14 protein-coding genes are annotated in these 18,337 nt (G+C 59.5%); 12 read left to right on the forward strand and 2 right to left on the reverse strand.

Annotated elements, in window-relative coordinates; genetic code table 11:
* The first annotated feature begins 18 nt into the window (after positions 1 to 18).
* Complete coding sequence (locus ACFX4T_RS00585; protein WP_216924023.1) at positions 19 to 1,488, forward strand: sensor histidine kinase; 1,470 nt, start codon at positions 19 to 21, stop codon at positions 1,486 to 1,488.
* A gap of 123 nt (positions 1,489 to 1,611) precedes the next feature.
* Here ACFX4T_RS00585 and ACFX4T_RS00590 read toward each other — a convergent pair whose 3' ends face one another.
* Positions 1,612 to 1,860 (reverse strand): WhiB family transcriptional regulator, encoded by a 249-nt coding sequence (locus tag ACFX4T_RS00590; RefSeq protein ID WP_003804966.1) that lies wholly within the window; start codon positions 1,858 to 1,860, stop codon positions 1,612 to 1,614.
* Positions 1,861 to 2,252: 392 nt separating this feature from the next.
* Here ACFX4T_RS00590 and ACFX4T_RS00595 point away from each other — a divergent pair, with 392 nt between their 5' ends.
* Positions 2,253 to 2,609 carry a hypothetical protein gene (locus tag ACFX4T_RS00595; RefSeq protein ID WP_377650466.1) on the forward strand — a complete coding sequence of 119 codons (357 nt, stop codon included), beginning with the start codon at positions 2,253 to 2,255 and terminating at the stop codon, positions 2,607 to 2,609.
* On the opposite strand, the gene ACFX4T_RS00600 is transcribed toward ACFX4T_RS00595, so the two are convergent.
* On the reverse strand, positions 2,606 to 6,781 hold the full coding sequence (locus ACFX4T_RS00600; protein WP_377650467.1) for an FtsK/SpoIIIE domain-containing protein: 4,176 nt from the start codon (positions 6,779 to 6,781) through the stop codon (positions 2,606 to 2,608). The two genes, ACFX4T_RS00595 and ACFX4T_RS00600, sit on opposite strands and share 4 nt — an antisense overlap.
* A gap of 174 nt (positions 6,782 to 6,955) precedes the next feature.
* Between ACFX4T_RS00600 and ACFX4T_RS00605 the strand changes: the two genes are divergently transcribed.
* From ACFX4T_RS00605 to ACFX4T_RS00650, 10 genes are all read left to right on the forward strand, one after another.
* Complete coding sequence (locus ACFX4T_RS00605) at positions 6,956 to 7,573, forward strand: acyltransferase (RefSeq protein WP_216924020.1); 618 nt, start codon at positions 6,956 to 6,958, stop codon at positions 7,571 to 7,573.
* The gene (locus ACFX4T_RS00610; RefSeq protein WP_377650468.1) at positions 7,570 to 8,661 is read left to right on the forward strand and encodes a DegT/DnrJ/EryC1/StrS family aminotransferase; all 1,092 of its coding nucleotides are present in this window, start codon (positions 7,570 to 7,572) and stop codon (positions 8,659 to 8,661) included. Before ACFX4T_RS00605 ends, ACFX4T_RS00610 begins: the two co-directional genes overlap by 4 nt.
* Complete coding sequence (locus ACFX4T_RS00615) at positions 8,661 to 9,647, forward strand: Gfo/Idh/MocA family protein (RefSeq protein WP_216924018.1); 987 nt, start codon at positions 8,661 to 8,663, stop codon at positions 9,645 to 9,647. The genes ACFX4T_RS00610 and ACFX4T_RS00615 overlap by 1 nt, the downstream gene beginning before the upstream one ends.
* Before the next feature lie 186 nt (positions 9,648 to 9,833).
* The gene (glf, locus tag ACFX4T_RS00620) at positions 9,834 to 11,018 is read left to right on the forward strand and encodes a UDP-galactopyranose mutase (RefSeq protein ID WP_377650469.1); all 1,185 of its coding nucleotides are present in this window, start codon (positions 9,834 to 9,836) and stop codon (positions 11,016 to 11,018) included.
* Positions 11,015 to 13,027, forward strand: a complete 2,013-nt coding sequence (locus ACFX4T_RS00625; RefSeq protein ID WP_216924016.1) for a glycosyltransferase — start codon at positions 11,015 to 11,017, stop codon at positions 13,025 to 13,027. Before glf ends, ACFX4T_RS00625 begins: the two co-directional genes overlap by 4 nt.
* Before the next feature lie 2 nt (positions 13,028 to 13,029).
* A complete protein-coding gene (locus ACFX4T_RS00630) occupies positions 13,030 to 13,887 on the forward strand; it encodes an ABC transporter permease (protein WP_216924015.1) in 858 nt (285 codons plus the stop codon).
* Entirely contained in the window at positions 13,888 to 14,619 is a 732-nt protein-coding gene (locus ACFX4T_RS00635; protein WP_224164744.1) for an ABC transporter ATP-binding protein, read from the forward strand. It abuts the gene before it with no gap.
* A gap of 74 nt (positions 14,620 to 14,693) precedes the next feature.
* Positions 14,694 to 16,808 carry a DUF6541 family protein gene (locus ACFX4T_RS00640; RefSeq protein WP_377650470.1) on the forward strand — a complete coding sequence of 705 codons (2,115 nt, stop codon included), beginning with the start codon at positions 14,694 to 14,696 and terminating at the stop codon, positions 16,806 to 16,808.
* Between the two features lie 3 nt (positions 16,809 to 16,811).
* Positions 16,812 to 17,297: a GtrA family protein gene (locus tag ACFX4T_RS00645; RefSeq protein ID WP_377650471.1), complete on the forward strand. Its 486-nt coding sequence runs from the start codon at positions 16,812 to 16,814 to the stop codon at positions 17,295 to 17,297.
* 3 nt (positions 17,298 to 17,300) lie between these two features.
* Entirely contained in the window at positions 17,301 to 18,257 is a 957-nt protein-coding gene (locus ACFX4T_RS00650) for a glycosyltransferase family 2 protein (protein WP_216924011.1), read from the forward strand.
* The last annotated feature ends 80 nt before the right edge of the window (positions 18,258 to 18,337 follow it).

Genomic DNA, 18,337 nt, shown 5'->3' on the forward strand with positions numbered 1-18,337 from the left:
GTCGCAAATGGAGGTGCAGTGGCAATCTTTACAGACCCCATCAGGGAACACGCTGATTTCGGGCCTGGAGATGCTGAATGGCTGCACCTCCTGGTGGGCGATTGGCAAATGGTCGCCGACCTGGCGTTTGCCGACCTCGCCTTGTGGTTTCCGCATCCGGAGTTTGGGTACATCGCCCTCGCCCACGTACGTCCGTCAACATCGCACACGGTGTTTCATGCGGACTTCGTGGGTGAGGGCATCCGCTCGGATCTTCGTCCGCTCGTGGAAAAGGCCTGGAACAGCCGCTCCATTGAGCGCTCCAGTGAGACGAGCTGGAGCAGCGAGATGGCGCTGCGTGTCGAAGCCGTGCCGATGGTGCGCAACGGCAGGACTCTCGCGGTTGTCACGTCCCATATGGACCTATCCAGTTCCCGTATGCCGTCCCGGCTGGAACTCACGTATCGGCAGTGCGCCTACGATCTCCTTCGCATGGGAACTCTAGGGTTGTGGCCCGACTTCGCATCGCCGACGGGATCCCGCAGAGGTGCCCCCCGTGTAGGGGACGGACTCATCCGGCTCGACGCTGAAGGCATTGTGCAGTACGCGAGTCCCAATGGCGTGTCTGCTTTCCGGCGGTTGGGCGAGGTCGAGTCCCTGGAAGGACGTTCCCTCGCTGAAGTGACGGCCGGACTACTGAAGGATCGGCGCATGGTGGACGAGACACTGCCGTTGGTTGTCACGGGCCGAATGCCATGGCGCAGCGAGATTGAGTCCAGAGGGGTCAGCCTTTCCCTGCGTGCCATTCCTTTGCGCGACGAGCAACATCGCTTTGGCGCCCTTGTTTTATGCCGCGATGTCTCCGAGTTGAGGCGCCGCGAAATGGAGCTGGTCACCAAGGATGCAACGATCCGCGAGATCCACCACCGAGTCAAGAACAACCTCCAGACCGTTGCCGCCCTGCTGCGTATGCAGTCCCGACGGATGGTCAGCGACGAAGCAAAACAGGGACTGGAACAGGCCATGCGGCGCGTGGCTACCATCGCGCTTGTTCACGAGACCCTGTCCCAAGGCCTGACTCAAAGCGTCGACTTCGATGAACTCATCGGGCGCCAGTTCAGGCTTTCTGCCGAAGTCGCTTCACCTTCCCAGCAAGTACGGACGGAAAGGTCCGGGATGTTCGGCGAATTGCCGAGCGATTTCGCAACGCCCCTGGCCCTGGTCATCAACGAACTCGTAACGAATGCTGTTGAGCACGGTTTGGAGGGACGGACGGGAACCGTTTGGCTGCTGGCTGACCGTGCAGCGGGAGACGGAAATGACGAGTTCCTAACAGTGACAATTGCCGATGATGGCGTTGGGTTGCCGGACGGGCAATACACGGAAGGCCTGGGTCTGCAGATCGTGCGTACCCTGGTCACAAGCGAGCTTGGGGGATCCATTCAATGGAGCCCCCGGGACGGTGGCGGCACCGCCGTCGAAATTGTCCTGAACCTCGCGCGCGCATAGGGCCTTCCGGAGGTAGAGGGGTTTAACGGGCAGCTGACTTAAACGCAGAAGGCCGCGGACCATGTGGTCCGCGGCCTTCTGCGTTTGGTGCTTGTACTGCCTACGAAGAAGCGCGCTGGGCTGCTAAGAAGCGCGGCGGGCTCGTGCTGCGCGACGCTTGAGTGCGCGGCGTTCGTCCTCGCTCATGCCACCCCAGACGCCTGCATCCTGGCCGGACTCCAAAGCCCACTGAAGGCAAGTGTCCACTACGGGGCACCGGCGGCAAACGCTCTTTGCTTCCTCAATCTGCAGAAGTGCTGGTCCCGTGTTGCCGACTGGGAAAAAGAGCTCCGGGTCCTTGTCGAGGCAGGCTGCGCGATTACGCCAATCCATGCTGATCAGTCACTCCATTCGTGAGAACTAGTTTGAGCCTTTTGTGAAAACATTCACGAGAGGCTCCAAAGGAAAGGGGCCCGCATGGGCCCCCTTGGTCGTCTGAGTCAAGCGTTTCATGTTAACGCCTTGTAAACAAGGGGTATTAGTCGTTGAAATGCCCTGAATCCGTGAGCGATGCATCACATCAGCCGCCAGTGCCCTCACTGCTAGATGACTATGTCCGGTAGTGTGCCAGTGTGTCAAGACCTCCTGTTAACCCGGCCCAACCAAACTCTGGATCAGATGGAAACAACGGTCCAGTTAGACCTGCGTCCGACGGCCCCGTAACCCCGGGTCTGGAATCCGGAGGCAAGAAACCCCCCGGAATCCTGATTATTTCGATCGTTGTCGTGCTGGAAGCACTGGCGCTCCTGGGCGCTGCGGCCTGGTACGCCTTCGAACTATTGACCGGAGCCCCTGTCCTGACTTTTTGGGGAGCGGTCTTTACGCTGGGCCTCTTATTGGCCTTCTCCGCGTGGCTGTTCGCAGTGGGCCATTTCCTGTTCCGCGGCTACCGATGGACCCGCGCGGCCGCCCTTGTGGCCCAGTTGTTCGTCCTTACCATCGGTTTCCCAACCATGACCGGCGGCCTGGTTCTGCCAGGGTTGGCTATGATTTTGCCTGCGTTGGCAGCGATCGTGTTTCTCTTCCAAAAGAGCGTTATCGCCTATGCGTCACGAGCGGGAGGGACGCAGGGCGCGCTCTAGTCAATGCTGCCCTGACTTCCAATGGTGCTGATGTGCGTCGCGGAGTCGGTAGTGAACGCCACCTGCACCTGGACTGCACGGTTTCCCCAGACAATCACGCCCCGACCGGCACGCGGTGAGTTTTCTATTTCCAACCTCACGCCGAGGATGTCTCCGTCCAGAGGAGTCCTCGGAGCCAGAATGAGGCCCTTGCCATTGGCTTGGGCCTCTGCCGCCAGTGGCAAGCGCTGAAGCAATCCGGGACCTGACGTGGCGGTCATGATCACTCCTCGTGTCCGGCCAGCCAGGGCGGCGAGAGCTGCCCGTCCCTCCGGATCCAGGAGATCGGCGTCATCGACACAGAGGATGCTCGCAGGATCCAGTGATCCAGCAGTGGCTGAGTCGGCCACGGTTGCCCAGAAAGCCCCCGTGGTAGTTCCAGCCCCCGGGAAGATCCATGGAACCTGGGGATTAAGGGACATCAGGGATGTCAACACCGAAGTCCTGCCGGAGCCACGACCCCCAATGATGATGCTGACACCACTCGGTGCAAGGGGAAATGACACGGGGACCGATTCGTCACCCCCAATGCCGATCCAAAGGGGAACGAAGTCCGGCGATATCCCGCACTCCAGGTCTTCAGCTGCAGCGCGGTAGCTACCGGACTGCGCCGATTCGGGGGATCGCCGCGATGCTCTTGGGGTAGCTGCCACGGCGACATCGAAATCAGACGTGCTGAGGGATTCCGGGAGGGGCCGGATCCGGAAAGGTGGTTCCGACGAAGGTTGAAGATCAACGAACGGCCAGTCCGTCCCGCTTGGGGCAGTGCGGAAATGAACCATGGTGGCTGCGCCCTGAACAAATCCGCCCATGGCAACAGCGCGCCCTGGGACAGACTCGACTTCCGGAAGGCGGGGCCAGTGATAACGCGATTCCTCCGTGGCGCCCGTTGGGAAAAATGCCCGGTTTGGGATTGCGCCGAAAAAGCGTGAGCTGACTAGTTCACGTTCTCCGGAGATCAGGACTGTGACGCCAAGGGGCGTCCCGTCGCGGATGATGTCCCTCAAAAGGTCCTCCGCCCACGCGAAACGCCCTGATCGGAGCGCTGCGGCCCATGAGCAAAAGCCAGTAACCACCAGGACCAAACGGGGACTTGTGGACACGTCCTCGCCGGCCGCGCGGCGACGTGCCATTTCTTCAGCGAGCCGCTCAAGGACCCGTACCGCCAACGCCAACTGATGCAGGCCCAAAGTGGCGCCATAGCTGCCGCCTTGGCGGAGCTTTCCCAGCATTCCAGCTGCATCCAGGATGTACAGATGCGGTGGGGTCCCATGTGCTGCCAGCATCGCCGATGCAGCCTTGAAACATTCGTGCATCCCACTGGAACTGCTGCCAATCATGGCTAAATGACCGTGCTCGGAAGGCGACCATTGCAGGACATCAACTGACTGCTGTTCCGGTCTGTCCACGATCCCCAATGGACCTACAGGGGTTATCGACGCGTCCATTGCGTCTTCACCGTCGTTGCCCGCCACACGGAAAGTGGACAGGTCTTCACTCCACCCAATGGAGACCGGCAACAGTGGGGCTACAGGTTGTCTGGGGTCGGCCCGCCCCAGCGAGCGCCAAGCGGTTCGGGTCGCCGAGACCACCCCTTCCGCCCTTGCTTCCGCCTGTGCCGTCGACTTCCCGGCCACTGGCTGTTTGTCCGGGGGAGGGTTCAAGGCACCGATCGCCGACTGCACGATTGCTGCCCCCGGGGTCCGCCGGCTGATCGTGGTTGGCACGGCAAGGGACGCCGTCTGGAATTCTTCGGGGTCACCGGTGGCCCTCACAAGATATGCCCGCCCAGGGACATCGACGCCGATGGAAGCTGCAGCTTTGGAATTGATGATGTCCATTGATTCCGCATCCGACTGAACACGCAGGGCGATGCTTGAGGTGACGTTGGCGCGGATGTCGGCAGTCAATGCACCCTGTGGCCTTTGTGTAGCCATGACCAGGTGAATGCCCAGGGACCGTCCAATGGCGGCCACGCGCATCAGCTCACGCAGTGCCCCGGGGGCTTCGTCGACCAACATTCGGAACTCATCCACAACAAGGACCAGGTGGGGGACCGCCGCCTCTGTAGCCGCGGGCGAACGTTGATATGCAGCCAAGTCTGAAGTCCCAAGGTCCGCGAACAACTCCTCGCGACGGCGGATCTCGCCTCGCAGGGAAGTAAGCACGCGGTCAAGATGATGACTTCCAAGGTCAGTAAGAAGGCCCACGCAGTGTGGAAGCCCAAGTAAAGGGCGTAGGCCCGAGCCGCCCTTGAAATCGACAAACAGGAATGTCACCTGGTCCGGTGAATGATTCAGGGCCATGGATGCCACGATCGTCCGCAGGAGTTCTGACTTCCCGGCGCCGGTCGTTCCGGCTACCAGGAGATGTGGTCCATCGACATGGAAGTCAAAGGTCAAGGGCCCGTCCTGGCCCTGCCCCAGAATTGCCTGGAGCTCGTTTGACCCGTTCTCGCCAACCCATCGCCGGAGTATGCCTCGAGGTCCGCCGGGAAGAAGGTCATTCAGAGAGCAGAATCCTGGTATGCCGTCGTCGGCAGGACCGTCCCGGTGCGGAGTGGACGCAACTGTGCGGCAAAACTGATCGAAAGCCTTTAGCGGAACCATGTCCGGGATGAACTCCTGCAGGCCACCGGGGAACTGCAAAACAGCGGATGTACCAGACTGTCCGATCTCAATGACAACTCCGGTGGGCCCGGCGTAGGGGCCGGAATGCCGCAACACCTGCCAGGAAGCCTCCAAGGCGGCATCCAGGAGTTTGGTATTGCCGTCATCCCCGCCCGGCGGGTCATCGAGAACTATGAGCCTGCCATTGTTGGTTCCTTTCGACCTTCGAAGAGCTGCTGTCGCGGCCGCCTGATTCGTGGCAAGCGTCAGGTACGGCAGGAACCGGGCGCTGAGAGGCAGGCGCCCTATTGGTCCAAGAAGAATGATCGGCTTGGCCGACGACCCTGGGAAACTTGCCAGTTGCATGACGATGAAACGGATCAGGGCATCGACGTGCTCGGTCTGGCCGTGCAGCTCAACAATCCCGGGGTGCAAGCCTAGCGTCACTGGCATGGAGCCGATTGCTGGTGGACGGAAATGGGGATCTGCAGGGACGGGCCGCACGTTGGCCAGAGTGGGCGCCGTACCTAGACGGACCCATGTTTCGGGCCCGGCGGCCGTACCTTGTCGTGACGCAACAGGCGATCCCGCCCCAGGGCGGGGCAATGCTAGAGGTGCCTGGGGGTTCAGGACCAAGCCTGCCGCCGGGGCCAACGTGGCAACGATGATCTCCGCGGCAGACGGCGAACATCGGCGGCGGCGTTCGGCGTCCTGCAGGGCCGCCGTTGCGACGGCAAGCCTGAACTCCCTGCGTCCCTTCCTTCCGGTGATCATCGGAACAAGCAGGCTCAGCGCGGAAACGGCCGTAAATCCAAGGAACATCCACATTCCCGTTGCGAGTGCTAGACCAACGCCTGCTACCAGCGGGAGGCCCGCCGCAACGGCAACCGACCACCGGCTCAAGGAGCCCGCCTGACGCTGGACTTCAAGTGGCACTTCAACGGAATGGCCGGCGTCGGCATGAATCCCGGGAGTGGAGCTGTTTGGCGTAACGATAGTGAAGCTTGTATTGCCGCAGCGAATTCTCGACGACGACGTCACAGTCTTTTCCCGGACACGCTCCCCATCAACAACTACCGAGTTCCGGCTCCCTGTGTCCGTGATGCTCAATGCGGTGCTGGACACCCCCAACACGGCGTGCTCGCGGGACATCCCCGGATCAGGAATGCGAATGTCCACATCGCCCCGGCCAATGTGGTGGTGACCGCGTTGGAGTGCAAAGACTGTGCCGGCCCCCGGCCCGGTATGTGCCAGGAGCAGGAGCGGCGTTGCCGGAGAGTCGGACTTTTCCGCGGGACGGTGTCCGTCCACCAGGACGGCCCCGGCCACGAGTGGCGGGTGTCCGACAGTCAGCGTGGATAGGTCTTCCCCCGCAACTGAGAGGGGACCAACCCCACGGGCCTTGTGCAATTGCCGCTGGAGCTCTGAGCCCGGCATTCCGCCGTCGACGGTGATTGTCAGCTCTTCCGGTGGCTCCAGTGATGCGGCGTTCGGGCCGCGGACCAGTGTGCACTCAAAGTTCATTCGCCCATTCCTTCCTGGAATCCCGCAGCCGTCCAGAACTGAGGCTATGGAATTCCCGGGCAGGCGGCTGCCCCTTTCCTGGGCTATGTGGATAACTCTTGGCGGTACCACCTGAAGGCGCTGACTTGACGCGAGGACATGGCGTCTCGGCTAAGATGAAACTCGTTGTCGCGTGTGCTCAATGAGAAGGGACCTTCACCGGTGATAGTGGTTGCAGAGAGCGCCGATGTTTCAGACGAGGCGGTAATTGGTGATGGATCCAAGATCTGGCATCTGGCCCAAGTCCGCGAGAAAGCCGAATTAGGCGTCAATTGCATCGTCGGACGTGGTGCCTACATCGGCACTGGCGTCAAGATGGGGGACAACTGCAAAGTCCAGAACTATGCACTTGTCTACGAGCCCGCAGAACTGGAAGCCGGGGTGTTTATCGGCCCGGCAGTAGTGCTGACGAATGATACTTATCCCCGTGCCGTAGGTCCGGACGGAAGCCTGAAGAGTGCGCACGACTGGGAGCCTGTGGGCGTCACTATTCGTGAAGGAGCGTCCATTGGTGCCCGCGCCGTATGCGTCGCTCCCGTGACCATCGGACGCTGGGCCACCGTAGCCGCCGGAGCGGTTGTGGCCAAAGACGTCCCTGATTTCGCGCTGATGGTCGGGGTTCCGGCCAAGCGGCGGGGCTGGGTCGGTAAGGCGGGCTTCCCGTTGCAGAACATTGGCGGGAACTGGGTATGCCCGGAAACCGGCGCCACATATGTTGAACAGAACGAGACACTTCGAGAGGTAGAGGCATGAGCCCCGAATTCATTCCCCCCGCCAAACCCATCATTGGCGATGACGAGCGCAAGGCCGTAGAGGCAGTTCTGGCCTCCGGCCAGCTTGCCCAAGGCTCGGAGGTTGCGTCATTCGAGCAGGAATTTTCCCAAGTACTTCTGGACGGCCGCGCAGCTGTCGCCGTCAACTCCGGCACCTCAGGGCTGCACCTTGGCCTTCTGGCCGCCGGCATAGGCGCCGGCGACGAAGTCATTGTTCCTTCCTTCACCTTCGCAGCCACGGCAAACTCGGTCGCACTGACCGGAGCCACGCCAGTCTTTGCCGATGTTGACCCGGATTACTACACGCTGGATCCTGCCTCTGTTGAGTCGAAGATTACCGACCGCACGGCGGCGATCATGCCGGTCCACCTCTATGGCCACCCCTTCGACGTCGATGCCATTGGCGCGCTCGCTGCCAAGCACGGGGTTAAGGTGTTCGAGGACGCGGCCCAGGCCCATGGTGCCGCTGTCAACGGCCGGAAGGTTGGAACCTTCGGCGACTTCGCCATGTTCAGCCTTTACCCCACGAAGAACATGACCTCCGGCGAGGGTGGCATGGTCAGCACAGGCCTTGCCGACGTCGAACGTCGCCTCCGCCTCTTGCGCAACCAGGGCATGGAGCGCCAGTACGAGAATGAGTTGGTTGGCTTTAACGCCCGCATGACCAACATTCATGCAGCCATCGGGCGAGTCCAACTGACGAAGGTCGAAGGCTGGACGAAGACGCGGCAGGAAAACGCAGCGTTCTTTGACGCGAACATCGAAGGCGTCATCACGCCGAAGGTAGCCGCGGGATATGAGCACGTCTACCATCAGTACACCATCCGCATTTCCGAGGACCGTGATGGTTTTGCTAAGGCATTGCGTGAGGAATACAACGTCGGCTGTGGCGTGTACTACCCCATCCCGAACCACCGTCTTGCGCCTTTCCAGACATCGGATGAGCTGCCCGTAACTGAGGAATCTGCGGCCAGCGTGCTGTCCCTCCCGGTGCACCCATCTTTGAGCCAGGACGATCTGGACCGCATCGTGACGGCTGTCAACGCCATCGCAAAGGCAGGAAGCTAGTGGCAAACCTCCGCGCAGGCCTCATCGGACTGGGTATGATGGGCCGCCACCATGCCCGGGTTATCCGCGAGCTTGATGGCGTTGACCTGGTTGCTGTCGCGGATTCGTTCGGCGATCCGCACAACGTTGCTGATGGCCTGACTGTCTACAACACAGTCGAGGAACTCATTGAGCAAGGAATCGACATGGCAGTGGCTGCCGTGCCGACCATCCTGCATGAGGAAGTGGCCTTGCGGCTGGCTGAAGCTGGCATCCACTGCCTCGTTGAGAAACCGATTGCCAACGATTCCGAGTCGGGCGGACGCATTGCCCAGGCCTTCGAAGCCAAGGGCCTCATCGGCGCCGTCGGCCACATCGAGCGCTTCAACCCTTCCCTGCAAAGCCTCCGCGAGCGGCTCGGGAACGGTGACCTCGGTGACGTCTACCAGATCAGCACGCGGCGCCAGGGACCCTTCCCTGCACGCATCGCCGACGTCGGGGTGGTCAAGGATCTTGCCACGCACGACATCGACCTCACCGCCTGGCTCGCGCAGAGCAACTTCGTGAACGTCGTAGCGCACACAACCTCCCGTAGTGGCCGCGAACATGAGGACATGGTCACAGCCATTGGCCACCTCAAGAGCGGCGTTGTAACCAATCACATCGTGAATTGGTTGTCACCCATGAAGGAACGTACAACGGTAGTTCTGGGCGAACGTGGAGCATTCATCGCAGACACCATTTCTGCAGACCTGACCTTCGTGGAGAACGGAACGTTCCAGACAGACTGGGATTCCGTCGCAGCCTTCCGGGGAGTGTCGGAGGGATCCTCGACACGGTTCGCCCTTGCCAAGCGGGAGCCGCTAAAGATGGAACACGAGGCGTTCCGTGACGCAATCCTCGGAAAGTCGATGAATATCGTCACGATGGCGGAAGGCCTGGAGACCCTGAGGGTTGCTGAGGCCGTGTTGGACTCGGCGAAGTCGGGCTCCGTCATCTGCCTCTGATACGCCAAATCAAGCATCGTCTTTGGGGGAGGTTGGCCATGTGCCAGCCTCCCTTTGGTGTTTGTGGACCCCGGCCGCCCATGCTTGGCCATGGGCCCGGATACGGGGAACGCAAGCCATGTCGGGTAGCCTTGACCAGTAGACGTGGGCACTTCTGTGCCCGCACGCCAATACACAGGAGAGTTTGTGAACGCTGATCTCGTCGTCGTCGGCTCGGGTTTCTTTGGCCTGACCATTGCAGAACGCGCCGCTACCGAGTTGGGGCTAAAGGTCGCGGTTCTTGATCGCCGCCACCATATTGGAGGAAACGCCTACAGCGAGAATGAAGAGAAGACGGGAATCGAGGTGCACCGCTACGGCGCGCATCTCTTCCATACGTCGAATGAACGTGTCTGGGAGTACGTGAACAGGTTCACCAAGTTCACGAACTACCAGCACAAGGTTTACACCAGCCACAAGGGCGAGGTGTACCCCATGCCGATCAACCTCGGTACTATCAACCAGTTCTTCCGTGCAGCAATGAGCCCCAGCGAAGCGCGCCAGCTCATTGCGGTGCAAGCGGGCGAGCTTGCCGGCACTGATCCGCAGAACCTGAATGACAAGGGTATTCAGCTGATCGGGCGGCCCCTGTACGAGGCATTCATCAAGCACTACACCGGCAAGCAGTGGCAGACGGATCCGAAGGACCTTCCCGCGGAGATCATCTCCAGGCTCCCGGTTCGCTACAACTATGACAACCGTTACTTCAATGACGCCCATGAAGGGCTGCCGGTTGACGGCTATACGGCCTGGATCGAACGCATGGCGGACAACCCCAACATCGAAGTCGTTCTGAACACCGATTTCTTTGACGATGGCGAGTTCGGCCGGTCATCCGTCCTTGGGCAGGTTCCGGTCATCTACACAGGCCCCGTAGACCGCTACTTCGACTACGCCGAGGGTGATCTCTCCTGGCGCACGATCGACCTCGAAGAAGAAGTGCTGCCGATTGAGGATTTCCAGGGCTGCCCGGTGATGAACTACCCGGATCCGGAGACTGCCTTCACCCGCATCCACGAGTTCCGCCACTTCCACCCTGAGCGCGACTACACGAAGGACGCGACGGTCATCATGCGCGAATTCTCGCGTTTTGCTGAGAAGGGCGACGAGCCTTACTACCCCGTCAACACATCAGATGACCGCAGCAAACTGCTCGCTTACCGTGATCTTGCACGTGGCGAGAAATCTGTATTGTTTGGCGGCCGTCTTGGAACGTACAAGTACCTGGACATGCACATGGCCATCGGTTCGGCCCTGTCCATGTTCGACAACAAGATCAAGCCGCACTTTACGGGCGGCGCAAAGCTGGAAAGTGGTGGAGTGGACGCATGACCGCCACAACAAATGAAAGCCAGGAGACTGCCATGACGGCCACAACAGTCGCAGACAGCCCGGCGTCGACTGAGCAGAACCTTCGAATAGTCCAGCGTGTGGTTTTCCCAGCCAACCGCGACCTCGACACCCTGCCGCTCTATGTCGATCCGGACACCAATAAGGTCCGCAAGCAGGACGACAACGGCACAGCAGTTGTGCAGGCAGTGGGCATGGCCCGCAAACTCCACCCGGAGGACATCCTGGACCGCGGGTCGGTGCAGGTTCGACGGGGCGAGCGTCTTTCCTTTGGTTCCTACTTCAATGCCTTCCCGGCCAGTTACTGGCGGAAATGGACCATCGCCACAAAGACGGTTCTCCACATCGAGACCGAGGGCGAAGGAACGGTCATCGTTTACCGCTCGAATGCGCGCGGCGCGTCGCAGCGGGTCGACTCGATCCTTGTTGAGGGAACTGCGTCGAACGAGTTCGAACTTACGCTCGCTCCCTTTGGTGATGGCGGTTGGTACTGGTTCGACCTCATTGCCGGCGGCGATGGAATGACACTTAAGAGCGCGCACTGGGCTGTTCCTGATGAGGGCAGGCCCCAGGGGAAAGTCACGCTGGGTGTTACAACGTTCAACCGTGCGGACTACTGCCTTGAAACCATCAAGTCAATCGATGCCGACTCCGGTCTCCGTGAAATCCTCGCGGAACTGATCATCGTGGACCAAGGCAACAAGAAGGTTGCCGACGAAGACGGGTTCGACGCCGTCGCCGCATCCATGGGCGAGCAGTTGCGCATTATCAACCAAGGCAACCTTGGTGGATCGGGTGGATTCGCCCGCAACATGTACGAGATGCTCGTCTCTGACAAGAGCGACTACGTCATGCTTCTCGACGACGACATTGAACTTGAAACCGAAGGTGTGCTCAGAGCGGTCGCATTTGCCGACCTATGCCGTAAGCCCACCATCGTCGGCGGACACATGTTCGACATGTATAACAAGTCCGTTTTGCACGCCTACGCCGAAGTAGTGAATTTTTACCGTTTCCTTTGGGGACCCGTGGAGGGCCTGGGAAATCACGACTTCTCCGCAGAAGGCCTTCGCTCAACGCCACTGCTGCACCGCCGCTGGGACGCTGACTACAACGGTTGGTGGATGTGCCTCATCCCCAAGACCGTCGTGGAAAACATCGGACTCTCCCTTCCCGTGTTCATCAAATGGGACGACGCCGAGTACTCCTTGCGCGCCCGCGCGGCAGGTTTCCCGACCGTTACCTTGCCGGGTGCAGCGGTATGGCATGTCTCATGGGCTGATAAAGATGACTCCGTGGACTGGCAGGCTTACTATCACGAACGCAACAGGCTCATCGCGACTCTTCTGCATTCGCCGTTCCCCAAAGGTGGCCGGATTTTCCGGGAAAGCCTGAACACGGACATTAAGCATTTGGTATCGATGCAGTACTACCCCGAGCAAGCCCGTGTCATGGCTCTCCGGGATGTCTTGGAGGGGCCAGGCAAGCTCCACGAGCAGTTGCCCACCACGATGCCCAAACTCCGTGCAATGCGCGAGGAATTTGTTGACTCCCAGGTCAAGACCGACCCTGGCGCCTTCCCTGAGTCCTTCCGTAAACGTCCCCCGAAGAAGCCGCAGACCTACAAGCAGCCGGGTGCGCTTGGCCTTCTGCCTTGGGCGGTAAAGACTGTCCTTAAGCAGACCCTTGCTCCGGTTCGCGATTCTGCCAAGACCAACCCCGAAGCCCATGTAGCGCATCAGGACGGCAAATGGTGGAGTTTGGCGCATCTTGACAGTGCAGTGGTCTCCAACGCTGATGGCACAGGAGCGTCGTGGTACCAGCGTGACCCCAAGCTGGCGCGCCGGCTTTTGGTTGAGACAGCGCAGCTGCACGCGCAGCTTTTCTCGAATTGGGAGACGCTCCGCGCCCAGTACCGTGAGGCGCTGCCTCAGATCACATCGATGGAGTCTTGGCGAGAGACGTTCGATGCCTCGGAGCCCAAAAAGTAGCGATGGCCAACTCCACTGATATTTATGCTGTTCCAGGGGTAGGTGCCGGTCTGCTGGATGTATTCCGGCGCCGGTACCTCCTCAAATTGATCGTCCGCAAGGAACTCAGGGTCCGCTACCGGGGCTCCGTGCTGGGTCTGGCTTGGTCATACGTGAAGCCGTTGGTCCAGTACTTGGTTCTGTTCTTTGCCTTGGGCATCGTACTTCGCGTGGGGGACCAGATCCCCAACTACGCCCTGTACATGTTCTCCGGCGTCATCGTGGTCAATTTCTTCACGGAAGCTTTTTCGAACGCTACGCGCTCCATAGTGTGGAATGCCGCGTTGGTGAAGAAGATCTACCTGCCACGGGAACTTTTTCCCGTGGCGTCGGTCTGGGTCGCTGCAGTGCATTTCCTTCCCCAACTTGTCGTCTTGCTGGCTGCTGCCCTTTTCAGCGGGTGGCGACCAGATGTGATGCAGCTGGTGGGCGCAGCGCTGGGCTTTGTCATCGTGGCCGTAACCGCCACTGGCCTGGGCCTCCTGGCAGGTGCCATCAACGTGTTTTTCCGCGATGCAGAGAACATCGTGGACATGTTGATGATGATCGTCACCTGGACTTCACCCGTCCTATATGACTGGACCATGATCCGTCGTCTTGCCCCGGATTGGGTCTTGACGATCTACCAGCTCAACCCCGTGACCGTAGCCGTGGAATTGTTCCACTGGGCGTTCTGGTACCCGACCGTCACCAAGCCTGTAGAACTGCCCCCTCATCTGATGTTGACAGGGTTGGCTGGACTGGGCATGGCCGCAGTTTTCCTTATTATCGGCCAGCTGGTGTTCCGCCGGCTCGAAGGCCACTTTGCGCAGGAGGTCTGAGTGGGCGCCGCCGTCATAGTCAAAGGCTTGAAAAAGACTTTCAATCTGCGTCACTCCCACTCCCTTAAAGAGACGCTTGTGTGGCTCGTCAAGGGACGCAAGGGTGACCTCACCAAGAAGTTCGATGCGCTGCACGATGTCAGCTTCGAGATACAGGATGGGGAGACCGTGGCCCTTCTGGGTTTCAATGGCTCCGGTAAGTCCACGTTGCTTAAGTTGATTTCCGGCGTCATCCTTCCGGATAAGGGCACTGTGCGGACCAAAGGCCGCGTCGCGGGCCTGATTGAGGTTGGGGCGGGGTTTCACCCGGATTTGTCCGGCCGTGAGAACGTCTTCCTCAACGCCGCGATCCTTGGAATGACAGAGCAGGAGATCAACGAGAAATTCGACGAGATCGTCGCTTTCTCGGAAATCGAGCAGTTCATCGACACGGAAGTGAAGTTCTATTCTTCCGGCATGTTCCTGCGTCTTGCTTTTGCGGTGGCTGTTCATACGCAGCCGGACATCTTCCTCGTGGACGAGATCCTGGCTGTTGGCGATGAACCTTTCCAGCGCAAGTGCCTGGCCAAGATTAAGCAGCTGTCCGACGAAGGCAGGACCCTCGTGGTTGTTAGCCATGACCTGGACATGATTTCGCGGATCTGCGACAGGGGAGTCGTCTTATCCTCCGGAACTGTCCAATTCGAAGGTCCGGCTGACCAGGCTGTCGCCTGGCTGCGGGAACGCAACTAAGTCCGGCATCCAATAGCAAAAGTCGTCTGTCAAGAGATGGCTAGTGGAAGCATCTAAGAAAGGCGATCGTAGGAATGGGTATCGGCCCGCTGCTGTTGTGTGTACTCCTGATCGTTGTGTTGTGGTGGGGTCCAGGTTGGCTTCTCGGTGAAGCACTGGGAGTGCGCCGAACCCTCTTGCCCGTGGTGGCACCATTGTTGGGCATGGGTGCCCTGACGGTCATCGGTGTGATGGGCAATTCCTTGGGGTTGAGCTGGCAGCTGCTTCCTGTATCCCTCGTCCTTCTGGTGTTGGCTGCTGTCCTGTTTGGTCTACGCCTCCTGTTGAGGCGTAGATTCCCCGACAAGTTCCAGACTCGCGTCCGAACACAGCCAAGCATTTTCGGTAAGCACCGATTTGCCGGCTCCTGGTGGATACTGCTGGTAGGCCTTCTTGCGGGCGGCGCCGTAGCAGCCGTGTCATGGTTTGTTGGCACCGAGGGCCTCCTGGGCATAAACCAGGACTGGGACATTCCTTGGCACGCAAACATGATCCGGCTTATCTCGGTGAATCATGAATGGGATCCCTCCATAGCGGGAAACTTCGCCTACTACGACACCACTATTTCTGATGCACCCATCAGGAGCTACCCGATCGCTTTCCACGCCGTGCTCGCGCTCTTCTGGCCAATGAGTACTGTCAGCATCCCGGTGTTCCTGAATGCTTTCGTCTTGGTGATGATGGCCGTTCAGTTGCCCCTGAGCGCCATGGCCTTAACCATGATCCTCACACGCCGCCCGGTTGCCGTCGCCGCCGCGGCCGCAGTCTCGGGATGGTTCACGGTCTACCCCTACGACCTACTGTGGCGTGGCCCGTTGATTCCATTTTTCGCTGGCATGCTGTTGGTGGGTCCATTCGTCTTCCTGGCCGTCAAAGGTGCTTTGGAGCGGCAAAAGTTCTGGGTCCTGGGCATTGCCTTCGGCGCAGTGGGACTTATTGCCGTGCACCCCTCCCTGGCTTTCGTCGTACTGCCGGTACTGTTCTTCTGGCTGCTCTCCGCGCTGATACGTCGCAAGGGCAGGATCCTGGGCATTACTGTTTATCTGGCAGTGTCCGGGGTTCTCGCGGCGATCATCGGTCTGCCGATCATTACCCAGATGCTCAAGGAATCTGAGCGCGTCTCCAAGATGATGTGGGCACCGGATACTGATCGCAACGGTGCCATTCAGAACATTGTTTTCCTGAACCATGGCTCCATGGCAATGCCGATCCTGACAACGCTTGTTGCCGTTGGCTGCCTTGCTGTTGCGTTCAGGATCCGCATGTGGTGGTACTTCGGCCCGGTCCTGGCTTTTGCGTTTCTGTCCGTTTACACCATGGGCAGCGACAGCCCCCGTTTCCTGAACCTGACAGCACCTTTCTACGACGACCAATGGCGCATTTTCGGCATCCTTGTCATGCTCCTCGTGCCGCTTGCGGGCTTGGGTGTTGCCCAGGCCGGCGAGGCAATCGAGTGGGCCGTCCGGCGCTTCCGCAATCGTCGGGCAGAATCCCAGGAATCCGGGGGCAAGAATGGGCGCAGGCCGAACCACGTCATCACGGCAGCGGCCGCCGTCGCCGTTTTGTTGGTATGCGGGGTGGGCGCCATCCCATACTTCAAGCAAAACGCCGAACGCATCAACATCAATACAAAGATTGATGGCCTCACCCTCAGCTCATCCGAAGTGGATCTGCTGAGCAAAATTGACCAATATGTTCCCCAGGACGCCACAGTGCTGAACGACGCCTGTGATGGCTCCGTATGGATGTATGCACTCGGGAACCGAATGCCGATGATCCGGCACTTCGAAATACTTCCCACGAACCGCCAGTTGCTTGTCCTTCAAAAGCTCCCTGAGTTGGCGACGGATCCCGACGCGCAGGCGGCCGCTTCCGAGCTTGGTATCGAATGGGTGTACATCGCCGACGGTCGGATCCGGGCCTGGGACGAGCCCAAGGCGGGGTTGACCCATCCTGATTCCATCCCCTACTTGAAGCTTGTTGTGCGAGATGGAAACGCAGCCTTGTACCGGATCGATTGGTCCCAGTTACCGGGTGGCAAACAAGCCTTCGACGCAGCTTCCAAGGACCGCGTGCAGCTTGACGGAGTCCCAGGGATCCTCGAGAACCGGAAACCCGATGGCATCGCCCCGCTTGGAAGGATCTGCTAACCAATGAAGGCATTCATCAAAAAGTTCTTCTCGTCCAGTTTGTTCAGATTCCTTGTGGTGGGCGGTCTGAGCTTCATTGTGGACCTCGGTCTGCTTGCGCTGTGCTTCCAAGTGTTTGGATGGCCCCTTTGGTTGGCCACGGGCGCAGGATTCTGGGGCAGTTTCTTCTTCAACTACTTCCTGCAACGCCACTTTGCTTTTGGGGGAGGCGGAACGGCTCTGGGTGGAGTGCTGCGGTACTCCGGACTCCTGGCCTTCAACACTTTGGCGGTCATGGGAATCGTGGAGCTCTTCCAGTTCCTGGGTGCCGGATATGTTGCCGGTAAAGTGGTTGCGACGATTGTGACCATGGGATGGAACTACTTCATTTACAAGCACTGGATCTTCCCGCAAAAGAAGCATCCGGAGAGCGCCAGCGGACAGACAGATGGCGCGTCGGAAACTGACGCGCCAGCACAGAAATTCACACCTAACAGCAGCGAAGGATAATCGATGTATCGAGGCGTTCGAATTGCCGCGGTAGTACCGGCCTATAAAGAAGAGAACCACATCGCACAGGTGATCGAAACGATGCCTGATTTCGTCGATGACATTGTCATTGTTGATGACTGCAGCCCTGACGACACCTCCGGGGCTGCCCTTCGGGCGGACGACGGCAGGGTCACCTTGATTCGGCATGAGGTCAACCAAGGTGTGGGTGGCGCTGTCCTGACGGCGCATAAAGCGGCAATGGAGCTGGGCTCCGACATCAACGTTGTGATGGCCGGCGATGCCCAGATGGATCCGGAGTACCTGCCCCAGCTGCTCGATCCCGTGGTGGATGGTTACGGCTTTGCCAAGGCCAACCGCTTCTTTTCAGGTGAGTCCTTTGCCGGTATGCCTGGCTACCGCATCTTTGGCAACATCGTTTTGTCGTTCATGACAAAGCTGGCCTCGGGTTACTGGCACATCTTCGACCCCCAGAATGGCTACACGGCGATCCGGACGGAAGTTCTTCGTCGCCTGCCAATGAATAAGGTGGCCGCACGCTACAGCTTTGAGAACGACCTCCTGATTCACCTCAATATCCTCGATGTACCGATTGTGGATGTCCCGATTCCCGCTGTCTACGGCAATGAAGTTTCCAGCATCAAGCTTCGGAAGGTGATCCCCGAGCTGCTGGCCATGCTCTTTGGCGGCTTCTGGCGCCGTGTTTGGTGGAAGTACATGGTCTGGTCCTTCTCAGCAGTGGCTCTTCTGTTGATCGCAGGAATCGCTCTTATCGTCATGGGTCTTGTGGCTGGGATATGGGTTCTCGCCGCAAGCGTAGGGTCTCCTACCGCGGGATCGGTGATGTTGGCTGTCGTGCCCTTTGTGCTGGGCGTTCAAATGCTGTTGGTGTCCCTCCAACTGGATATACAGGCAAGTCCAAACAGACCGACGATGCATCCCATGAAGGAACGTACGTAGCGAATTCCCGCAACAAGAAAGGGAGGGTCAGGACGCTTGGCGTCCTGACCCTCCCTTCTCTTTCCTGCCGGGGTCACGTC

The sequence above is a fragment of the Paenarthrobacter sp. YIM B13468 genome (assembly GCF_042788025.1).
GTDB lineage: Bacteria > Actinomycetota > Actinomycetes > Actinomycetales > Micrococcaceae > Arthrobacter > Arthrobacter aromaticivorans.